General features: G+C 58.1%; 10 protein-coding genes. 8 read left to right on the forward strand and 2 right to left on the reverse strand.

Annotated features, from left to right (window positions below; translation table 11 throughout):
• Positions 1-69: 69 nt before the first annotated feature.
• Positions 70-1440: an MFS family transporter gene (locus ACQKPC_RS24710; protein ID WP_427626941.1), complete on the forward strand. Its 1371-nt coding sequence runs from the start codon at positions 70-72 to the stop codon at positions 1438-1440.
• 127 nt (positions 1441-1567) lie between these two features.
• Here the strand turns inward: ACQKPC_RS24710 and ACQKPC_RS24715 are convergent, their stop codons facing one another.
• Complete coding sequence (locus ACQKPC_RS24715; RefSeq protein WP_427626943.1) at positions 1568-2470, reverse strand: LysR family transcriptional regulator; 903 nt, start codon at positions 2468-2470, stop codon at positions 1568-1570.
• A gap of 117 nt (positions 2471-2587) precedes the next feature.
• On the opposite strand from ACQKPC_RS24715, the gene ACQKPC_RS24720 reads away from it, so the two are divergent.
• The 6 genes from ACQKPC_RS24720 (at position 2588) to ACQKPC_RS24745 (ending at position 8070) form a co-directional block, all read left to right on the forward strand.
• Positions 2588-3778, forward strand: coding sequence for a CaiB/BaiF CoA transferase family protein (locus ACQKPC_RS24720; protein WP_427626945.1), 1191 nt, complete (start codon positions 2588-2590; stop codon positions 3776-3778).
• Positions 3779-3792: 14 nt separating this feature from the next.
• On the forward strand, positions 3793-4761 hold the full coding sequence (locus tag ACQKPC_RS24725) for a hydroxymethylglutaryl-CoA lyase (protein WP_427626947.1): 969 nt from the start codon (positions 3793-3795) through the stop codon (positions 4759-4761).
• Positions 4758-5153, forward strand: coding sequence for a VOC family protein (locus tag ACQKPC_RS24730; RefSeq protein ID WP_427626949.1), 396 nt, complete (start codon positions 4758-4760; stop codon positions 5151-5153). The genes ACQKPC_RS24725 and ACQKPC_RS24730 overlap by 4 nt, the downstream gene beginning before the upstream one ends.
• The gene (locus tag ACQKPC_RS24735; RefSeq protein WP_427626951.1) at positions 5150-6091 is read left to right on the forward strand and encodes a D-2-hydroxyacid dehydrogenase; all 942 of its coding nucleotides are present in this window, start codon (positions 5150-5152) and stop codon (positions 6089-6091) included. Before ACQKPC_RS24730 ends, ACQKPC_RS24735 begins: the two co-directional genes overlap by 4 nt.
• Before the next feature lie 166 nt (positions 6092-6257).
• Positions 6258-6641 (forward strand): VOC family protein, encoded by a 384-nt coding sequence (locus ACQKPC_RS24740; protein WP_427626973.1) that lies wholly within the window; start codon positions 6258-6260, stop codon positions 6639-6641.
• 97 nt (positions 6642-6738) lie between these two features.
• Positions 6739-8070: a dicarboxylate/amino acid:cation symporter gene (locus ACQKPC_RS24745; RefSeq protein WP_427626953.1), complete on the forward strand. Its 1332-nt coding sequence runs from the start codon at positions 6739-6741 to the stop codon at positions 8068-8070.
• A 193-nt stretch (positions 8071-8263) separates the two neighbouring features.
• Here the strand turns inward: ACQKPC_RS24745 and ACQKPC_RS24750 are convergent, their stop codons facing one another.
• Complete coding sequence (locus tag ACQKPC_RS24750) at positions 8264-8881, reverse strand: TetR/AcrR family transcriptional regulator (RefSeq protein ID WP_427626955.1); 618 nt, start codon at positions 8879-8881, stop codon at positions 8264-8266.
• A gap of 114 nt (positions 8882-8995) precedes the next feature.
• Between ACQKPC_RS24750 and ACQKPC_RS24755 the strand changes: the two genes are divergently transcribed.
• Positions 8996-9606 (forward strand): SDR family NAD(P)-dependent oxidoreductase (locus ACQKPC_RS24755; protein WP_427626957.1); only part of this gene is annotated, 611 nt, incomplete at its 3' end.

Here is a 9606-nt window from a genome sequence, read left to right on the forward strand (position 1 = left end):
GACTGTTGTTGGGCTGGTGGTTTGGCGCGTAAGTGCGTCAACAGATTATTTCCGCTCGTGGAGATTGAAATGATAATAATAAGTAATGCTGATAACAGTGCTGTCAAATGTCCTCCCGTCACCAATAAAACACGGGTTCGAGCGATACTCGGAGCTTGCTCGGGCAATTTGGTTGAATGGTATGATTTTTTCATCTATGCCTATACGTCTATCTATTTTGCTTCGCTGTTTTTTCCGGCAGGAGATCAAAACAGTCAACTGTTAGCGACCGCGGGGATTTTTGCTGTCGGCTTTTTTATGCGCCCCCTCGGTGGCTGGATATTTGGTTACATTGCGGATACGCGCGGTCGAAAAATATCAATGATCATTTCGATTTTCATGATGTGCGGTGGGTCTTTGATGATCGCGATCATGCCAACGTATGAGTCGATTGGTGTCGCGGCTCCCATCCTGTTGGTTATAGCCAGGCTGATGCAGGGCCTTTCAGTGGGCGCGGAGTACGGAACGGGTGCCACTTACATCAGTGAAATGTCGACTGCCGGGCGCCGATCATTTTTCGGTTCATTCCAATACACCACAATCATTGCAGGTCAGCTGCTTGCGCTGCTGACGGTTGCTGTTCTTCAGCACGTATTGCTTCCGGAAGATTTGAAAGCCTGGGGTTGGAGAATTCCATTTTTTATCGGAGCGATTAGCGCCATCGTAGTCGTGTTTCTACGTCGATCCATGACTGAAACAGCCTCAGTAAAAGAAATGAAGAGTAAGGAAGCCGGCTCTATTCGCGCGTTGTTAAAGCATAAGCGGGCCGTCATTTTAACGGTGGCTATCACCATGGGATGTTCGCTGTACTACTATACGTTCACATCGTATATGCAGAAATACCTAGTGCTGTCAGTGGGGATGGATGCAGGGACAGTAAGTTTTATCATGACGTCTGCCTTGGTGTGCTTCATGATTTGTCAGCCATTTTTCGGCCTGCTGGCAGACCGTATTGGCGTGAAAAAAAGCATGATGATATTTGGTGGTTTGGCAACAGTGTTAGTTGTGCCGATCTTAACCACGTTAAAGACGGTATCGAGCCCGTATGCGGCCTTTGTGCTAATTATGTCTGGTCTTCTTGTTGCTGCATTTTATACGCCCGTCACAGGTGTACTTAAAGCGGATCTTTATCCCGCCTCGGTCAGGGCGTTGGGCGTTGGTCTGCCATATGCGATCGGCAATGCATTGTGTGGCGGTACCGCGGAGTACGTGGCGTTGATGCTTAAGTCGATGGGGATTGAAAGTTACTTCTTCTATTACGTAGCTGCATTGGTATGCGTGACGTTCATTGCTTCGGTATTAATGCCTGATTTGCGTAAACACGGGTATCTGGATGGCACTGGAACGGTCGAGGACAATTTCGCGAAGTCGCCTGGGTACGGTCGTAGTGTGCACTCGTAAATTAGACGTGAGGTAACTACTGCGCTTTTGCCACTGTCGCATGTGCCACGCACACATGAGGCAGTGGTTTTTTGATGATTTGGCCACCCGTAATCCAAGTGCGTGGACAGGGACCTTTACGCCACTGTCAGCCATGCACGCTGCTCAGATACTCAAACAATTTGGCCGCTTCCGGCGCAAGTTGCGCCTGACTCGCGACCCCCACGAACAAGGTGCGATGAGCCCAGTCATCACTCAAGTCGACAGCCATCAGCCGTGTACCGAGCAGTTCGGCACGCACGGATGGCAACGGTAAGATCCCGATACCCAAGCCTGCTTCGATCATGCGACAGATGCCGTCGAAGCTGCTGACCTGAATCCGCACCTTGAGGATCTTGCCCGCACTCACGGCGGCATCGGTGATTCTGCGCAGCAACGAGCTGCCTTGGTTGAGTGCTACATAATCGAAGCCAAGCGTGTCGGCAAAGGACACGCAGCGCTCATTGGCCAGTTCATGGCCGACCGGCACCAACAGCACGAGTCGGTCATCACGGTAGGGCAGTTTGTACAGTCCCTCTGCCGGTACGTTATCGGCAAAAATACCGATATCGGCACGCCCGTTTTCCACGGCTTGAATGATGGGTTCGCTGAGCGCTTCTTCCAATCCGATACGCACGTTCGGGTTGGCGCGCAGGAACGACGCGAGGTCATCCGGCAGAAACTGGACGACGGCGGATGTGTTGGCGAACAAGCGCACATGCCCGCGCACACCGACCGCGTAATCACTGGCGTCGCACGCCATCCGGTTCACGCCTTCCAGAATCGTTCTGGCATGTTCAACGATCCCTTGTCCCGCCGCAGTCAGTTCAAGCCCCCTTGGCAGGCGCACGAACAGCGGGCACTGGGTGGTTCGCTCCAGCTCGGCTAACCGTTTACTGGCCGCCGAGACCGTCATGTTGGCCTTTTCGGCGGCACGGGTCAGGTTGCCGGATTCGGCGGCGAAGATCAGCAGGCGTAAGGACAGCAGATCGAAATGCAGGGGGTTGATCATCAAAGGGATCCAAGGTTTTCCATTCTGGAAAGAGTAGTGGCGAAATATGAAATTTTCATCTGCCCGGTTTGTGTCGATTATCCATGCCACAAGCACTCAACAAGAACGGGAAACGTCATGAGGTTACCTCTGCAAGGTGTCAAGGTCGTGGAGCTCGGTCAACTGATTGCCGGGCCATTTGCGGCGAAAATGCTCGGTGAGTTTGGCGCCGACGTGATCAAGATCGAACCTCCGGTCACCGGTGACCCATTGCGCAAATGGCGCCTGCTGCATGACGGTACTTCCGTCTGGTGGGCCGCGCAATCTCGTAACAAACGCTCGCTGACCCTTGATCTGCGCCAGAGTGAAGCCCAGCAGGTCGTGCGCCAGTTGCTGGCCGATGCGGATGTGCTGATCGAGAACTTTCGCCCAGGCACCCTGGAAAACTGGGGGCTGGGCTGGGACACACTGCACGCCCTGAATCCGAAACTGATCATGCTGCGGGTCTCCGGTTACGGCCAGACCGGGCCTTACCGTGACCGCCCCGGATTTGGCGTGATCGGTGAAGCGATGGGAGGGCTGCGGCATCTTTCCGGCGAGCCCGGGCGCACGCCGGTCAGGGTGGGCGTTTCCATTGGCGACTCGTTGTCGGCCTTGCACGGGGTGATCGGCATTTTGCTTGCCCTGCGTCATCGCGAGCAAAACGGCGGTGACGGCCAGCAGATCGACGTGGCGCTGTACGAGTCGGTGTTCAACATGATGGAAAGCCTGTTGCCCGAATACTCGGTGTTCAATGCCGTTCGTGAGCCCGCCGGCAGCAGTTTGCCGGGTATCGCCCCGACGAATGCCTATCGCTGCCGTGACGGTGGTTTTGCCTTGATCGCCGGCAATGGCGACAGCATCTATCAGCGCCTGATGGAAGTGATTGGTCGCCGTGATCTGGGGGCCGATCCCGAGCTCGCGCAGAATCACGGCCGAGTGCTGCAGGTCGAGCGCATCGATGCCGCCATCTCCGAATGGACCGCGCGGCTCAGCCTCGACGAAGTCTTGTCGATCCTGACCGAGGCGCGCATTCCGGCCGGCAGGATTTACAACGCCGCCGACATTGCCCAGGACCCGCATTACCGGGCGCGCGACATGCTGCTCGACAGCCAGCTGGAAGACGGCACGCCGGTGACCTTGCCCGGCATCGTCCCCAAGCTGGGTACCACGCCTGGCAGCGTGACGCGCTCGGCACCGACCCTGGGCCAGCATACCGCCGAGATTCTGGGCGAGCTCGGCATCGACGCTGCACAGCAAGCCGACTGGCGCCAACGCGGCATCATTTGAACCGGAGAATGAACATGCAACGTCTTTTCTTGCAGGAAGTCGCGACCCGTGACGGCTTCCAGAATGAAGCGCGCTTTATCGAAACCGTCGACAAGATCGCCATGATCGACGCCCTCAGTCAGTGTGGTTTCGCCAAGATCGAGGTCACCTCGTTTACCTCGCCCAAGGCCATTACCGCGCTGCGCGATGCTGAGGCGGTGATGCAAGGCATCCGCCGCAACCCGGCGGTGGAATACACCGTGCTGGTGCCTAACGTGCGCGGCGCCGAGCGGGCTCTGGCGTGCAACATCGATGAAGCCAACCTGGTGATGTCGGTCAGCGAACCGCACAACCGTTCCAATTTGCGCATGAGCCGCGAGCAGTCGTTTGCCCAGCTCAGCGAAGTGGTCAGCGTCATCGGTCAGGGGCCGGTGGCGATCAATGTGTCGTTGTCGACAGTGTTCGGTTGCCCGATGCAGGGCGATGTGCCGGTGGGGGAGGTGTTGCACTGGGTCGAGCGTTTTGCCGACCTGGGTGCTCGCGGCGTGACCCTGTGCGACACCACGGGCATGGCGTACCCGAGTCAGGTCGAGGCGCTGTCCCGGGCAGTCCGTGAGCGTTTTCCGGCGCTGCAACTGACCCTGCATTTCCACAATACCCGTGGCATGGCCCTGGCCAATGCGCTGGCGGCCATTGAGGCCGGGGTCGATCGCTTCGATTCGTCCCTTGGCGGCTTGGGCGGTTGCCCTTATGCGCCGGGGGCCAGCGGCAATGTGTGCACCGAAGACCTGTTGCACATGTTGCAGTTGATGGGCTTCAACACCGGGGTTGATCTGGACCGGGTGCTGGCGGTTGCCGAGCAGTTGCCGGGTTTGGTCGGTCACGACATTCCGAGCCAGATCCTCAAGGCCGGCAAACGCCTGGACTTGCACCCGATACCCGCCCACGTCGCCAGCCTGGAAAAACAGGTGCCGTCGGCCCGCACCCCGGAGCTGCACCCATGATCGATCATCTCGACCATCTGGTGCTGACCACCATCGACCCCGTGGCTGCCGAGGATTTTTACGTGCGGGTCATGGGCATGCAGGTGCAAACCTTCGCCGGTGGGCGCAAGGCGTTCGCTTTCGGTCAGCAGAAAATCAACTTGCACGTGCGTGGCCACGAGTTCGAGCCCAAGGCGCACTTGCCGGTGCCGGGAGCGCTGGACCTGTGTTTTATCGCCTCGATCCCCCTGGACCAAGTGATTGCTCACCTGGCGCGTGTCGACTGGCCAATCATCGAAGGCCCGGTGTTGCGCACCGGTGCCACCGGGCCGATCCGTTCGGTGTATGTGCGTGATCCGGACCTGAACCTGATCGAGATTTCCGAACCCGCCCAGCCGGAGCGTGCAGCATGAAAGTAGTGTTTCTCGACAGCGACAGCCTGCCCGTGAGCATTGCTCGCCCGGCCTGGGTCACGGACTGGCAGGACCGCCCCGACACGACGCCGGACCAAGTGGTGGACGCCGCCCGGGATGCCGATGCCGTGATCACCAACAAGGTGCGCATTGGCCGGGCCGAACTTGAGCAACTGCCGAACCTGCGATTCATTTGCGTCGCGGCCACCGGTTACGACTGCATTGACCTGGCGGCTTGCCGCGATTTTGCCGTGACGGTGTGTAATGTCCCGGCCTACTCGGCGCAAAGCGTCGCCGAGTCGGTGATCGCGTCAATCTTCGCCCTGCGTCGACAGTTGTTCGTCTATCAGGCCGCCGCGCTGCGGGACTGGCCGGATTCGCGGCATTTTTGCGTCCATCGCGCGCCGATCCGGGATGTTCAGGGCAGCGTGCTGGGCATCATCGGCCGAGGTGGTATCGGCTTGGCCACGGCACGTCTGGCGAGCGCCCTGGGCATGCAGTTGCTGTTTGCCGAACACCGTGGCGTGGTCCCGGTGCGCAAGGGGTACCAGTCGTTTGAAACGGTGCTCGCACAAAGCGACGTGATCTCTCTGCACTGTCCGCTGACCGAGCGTACCCGACACCTGATCGGGTCCCTGGAGCTGGCGCAGATGAAACCCGGCGCGTTGCTGATCAATACCGCTCGCGGGCCGTTGGTGGATGAAGCGGCGGTGCTCGATGCGCTGGACAGCGGCCGCCTCGGTGGCGCGGCCCTTGATGTGCTTTGCCAGGAGCCACCTGCGGCCGATCACCTTTTGCTCAATAGCCGCCATGCCAACCTGATCGTTACTCCCCACGTGGCCTGGGCCAGCCAGAGCAGCCTGCAACGGCTGGCCGACGGCATCCTTGGAAACCTGGAGGGCTACCACTCGGGGAACCTGATCAACCTCGTGTCGTAAATGCTTCACCACCCAACAATAAGGTCCACTCATGAAAACAATAACAATCACACCGGTCCGTCAGCTTGTCTCGTTATTCATTGCCACACTGTCCCTGGGCGCATTGTTGCAGGTGACGCCTGCCGGGGCGGCGGCCATCGTGCCGCCCGGTGCCCCGGTGGCAGGGATGATCGATCACGTCGACCACATCGTCCTGACCGCCACCGACCCGCAAGCGACCATTCACTTCTACACCGAGGTGATGGGCATGCACCTGGAAAAATTCGGCGAGGGCCGGGTGGCCTTCACCTTCGGCAACCAGAAAATCAACATGCACGTGCGCGGTCATGAAATCGAACCCAAGGCCCATCTGCCGGCACCAGGCTCGCTGGACTTATGTGTAATCGCCAGCGTGCCGCTGGACCAGGTCATCGCCCACCTTAAAGCGGTGAACTGGCCGCTGGTTGACGGCCCGGTGAGCCGAACCGGGGCCAGGGGGCCCATTCGCTCGGTGTACCTGCGTGATCCCGATCTCAACCTGATCGAGATTTCCGAGTACGTCCAGAAGTAATCATCCCCCCGAAACACTCTTTCCCAGACGATCGGTCGTGCATCGATGTGGCGGTCGGCGGCCTGGGGAAATGCATCACGCCTGCGAGGAAGCCATCATGACAACAACAATTACACCCTCGATTGCCGAAAAAAAACCGAGCCATTCACGACTGCGCCGAGTGTTCCGCCACCTGTATGTGCAGGTGCTGCTGGCGATTGTGCTGGGCATCATCTTCGGTCATTTCTACCCCAGCCTCGGCGAAGAAATGAAGCCCCTGGGTGATACGTTCATCAAGCTGATCAAGATGCTGATTGCACCGATCATCTTCTGCACCGTGGTCAGCGGCATTGCCAGTATGCAGAGCCTCAAGCGCATCGGTCGGGTCGGCTTCAAGTCGTTGCTGTACTTCGAAGTGCTGACCACACTGGCGCTGGTGATCGGGTTGATCGGGGTCAACCTGATGCAGCCTGGTACGGGCATGCACATCAATCCGGCGACCCTCGATAGCCATGCCATCGACAGCTACAGCAAGTTGGCCCATGAACAGAGTGTGGTGGGCTTTCTCACCCATATCGTTCCCAGTACCGTGTTTGGCGCGTTTGCCGAAGGCGATATTCTCCAGGTGCTGTTCATTTCCATCCTGTTTGCCTTCGCCTTGCAGATGCTCGGTGCTGCCGGCAAGCCACTGCTGAACCTGATCGATCTGGTGGCCCAGGCGTTCTTCCGCATGGTCAAGATCGTGATGTATGTCTCGCCGCTCGGGGCCTTCGGCGGCATGGCCTTTACCATCGGCAAGTACGGCGTTGGTTCCCTGGCGGCCTATGGCAATTTGCTGATCTGCTACTACGTCACGGCGCTGTTTTTTGTGTTCGTGATCCTCAATCTGGTCGCGCGCCTGGCCGGTTTCAGCCTGTGGCAGTTTCTCAAGTACATCCGCGATGAGCTGTTTCTGGTGTTGGGTACCTCATCTTCGGAGTCGGCATTGCCTCGGTTGATGGGCAAGCTTGAGCGCCTGGGGTGCGAAAAATCGGTGGTGGGACTGGTGGTGCCTTCGGGGTACTGCTTCAACCTCGATGGCAGCTGCATCAACATGACGGTACTGGCGATTTTCATCGCGCAGGCGTTGGATATCCCGCTTGACCTGTGGCACCAGGTCACCTTGTTGTTGATTCTGCTGCTGACCTCCAAAGGCGCGGCCAGTGTCACCGGCGGTGCATTCATCACCCTCGCGGCTACTCTCGGCAGCCTGGATGTGATTCCGGCGGCGGGGCTGGTGTTGGTACTTGGGGTCTACCGGTTTATTTCCGAGGGCGGGGCGTTGATCAATGTCATCGGTAACGGTGTCGCCACGCTGTTCATTGCCAAGTGGGAAGGGGCACTGGATGAGGAGAAGCTCGCGGCCGAATTGCACAAGGGGTGTGCCCGTGAGTTAGAAACGCAGCCCTGAACGAGTTGTCGCAAGACAGCCCCAAGACCACTCAGTCCACGAAAGCTGAGTGGTTTTGGGTTTTTAAACGGGTTGTTCGATGTTGTTAAACGTCAGAGGTTGCGCTCGATGAGATAGCCCGGCTCGTTGAAATACAGTGACAGCCGGGTCTACAATTCGTTGAGCAGCGAATGTCGTAGAGGGCGCATTGTGTTTAAGCCCGGAGCGCTGTGTCTTTATCGCAGGTGATGATGCCTATGACAAATTTGGTCAGTGTGTCAGTCAGGTTCTGCTCAGTGAGCTCGATACTTCGCCATTGGGATTGTCCGTAAAGCATCCCAATGACTGCTTCTGTAATCAGCCCCGTCCGTTTGCTGATACAACCTTTCTCACCACATTCGGCCGCGATAATTGTGTTCAGCAAGGCGGCGTAACTAGTCTTCAGGTGGTTGATCTCCTGCTTTTGCTCGTCCGTCAGATTGATGAATTCTCGGGTCACCAACAGCAACCGGTGCTTTTCTGCCAGGTTGAACGCGACGAACGCATGGACAAATCTGTGCAAGCGATCACGGTGGGTCCTGGCACCGCGCATGCGGCGTTTCGTATCTGCCAGGAGATCGGAGAGTGCGCCCTCTATCAGCTCGAACAGCAGGCACTGCTTGTTCTCGATATGGGCGTAAAGCGATCCTGCATGTAGCCCCAACGGGCTTGCCAAATCTCGTAAACCTATCGCCTGATAACCGCGTGTCGCGAAGAGTTCCAGCGCTACATCGAGAAGACGGTCGCGGGGATTGTTTGGTACTGGTCTTGAGGAGAGGGTGCCCGCACGCATTGTGAGTCCTGTGTTCTCGAACTGGGAGTCTGTCGACCTTGGTCGAGCAAATCGCGTTTGACCAAATGTAAGACAACAGGCATCTTACGTAAAGACTAATCGCGGAGGTGTTTTATGGATGGGCAAACGGTCGTAATCGTAGGTGGCGCTTCGGGGCTTGGGCTGGAAACGGCCAAGCTGATGCGCAAGCGTGGCGCAGGCAAGATCGGCATCATTGACAGAAATGAGCAGTTGATGGCGGCCGCGGCAGAGATCTTGCGCGCCGACGGTTGCGAGGTTGCCACGGCGGCGGGTGACATCTCCCGTCAGGCGTCTGCCCATGGTGCTTTCCAGCAAATCGTCGATGCACTGGGGCGCGTGGATTGCCTGGTCAACAGCGCCGCGATCTATCCACGAAAGGATATTTTCGAGATCACTGACGAGGAGTGGGATCTGGAGAATGCCGTCAACATTAAAGGCACTTACCACATGATGGTGGCCGCAGTGAAACACATGCAGGCCTACGTGGCGGCGCCTGCCGTGACCGGTCGCATCGTCAATGTCACCTCGGTCGATGCCTTCAAGGCTCACCCGCAGAATGCTCATTACGCCGCGACCAAGGCGGCCGTTGTCAGCCTGACCAAATCCTTTGCCCAGGCCTGCGCCAAGGACCAGATTCTGGTCAATTCGGTGGCGCCCGCCGGTTTTGCCACCGAGCGCGCCAAGCAGTTGGGCTTCCTCGGTGA

It is taken from the genome of Pseudomonas sp. NPDC089918 (genome assembly GCF_050280605.1).
Lineage (GTDB): Bacteria > Pseudomonadota > Gammaproteobacteria > Pseudomonadales > Pseudomonadaceae > Aquipseudomonas.

Excerpts from the sequence above, each read along its gene's own strand:
- ACQKPC_RS24710 (WP_427626941.1), top strand. The coding sequence starts at position 70 with ATGATAATAATAAGTAATGCTGATAACAGTGCTGTCAAATGTCCTCCC.
- ACQKPC_RS24720 (WP_427626945.1), top strand. The coding sequence starts at position 2,588 with ATGAGGTTACCTCTGCAAGGTGTCAAGGTCGTGGAGCTCGGTCAACTG.
- ACQKPC_RS24745 (WP_427626953.1), top strand. The coding sequence starts at position 6,739 with ATGACAACAACAATTACACCCTCGATTGCCGAAAAAAAACCGAGCCAT.
- ACQKPC_RS24730 (WP_427626949.1), top strand. The coding sequence starts at position 4,758 with ATGATCGATCATCTCGACCATCTGGTGCTGACCACCATCGACCCCGTG.
- ACQKPC_RS24725 (WP_427626947.1), top strand. The coding sequence starts at position 3,793 with ATGCAACGTCTTTTCTTGCAGGAAGTCGCGACCCGTGACGGCTTCCAG.
- ACQKPC_RS24715 (WP_427626943.1), bottom strand. The coding sequence starts at position 2,470 with ATGATCAACCCCCTGCATTTCGATCTGCTGTCCTTACGCCTGCTGATC.
- ACQKPC_RS24740 (WP_427626973.1), top strand. The coding sequence starts at position 6,258 with ATGATCGATCACGTCGACCACATCGTCCTGACCGCCACCGACCCGCAA.
- ACQKPC_RS24750 (WP_427626955.1), bottom strand. The coding sequence starts at position 8,881 with ATGCGTGCGGGCACCCTCTCCTCAAGACCAGTACCAAACAATCCCCGC.
- ACQKPC_RS24735 (WP_427626951.1), top strand. The coding sequence starts at position 5,150 with ATGAAAGTAGTGTTTCTCGACAGCGACAGCCTGCCCGTGAGCATTGCT.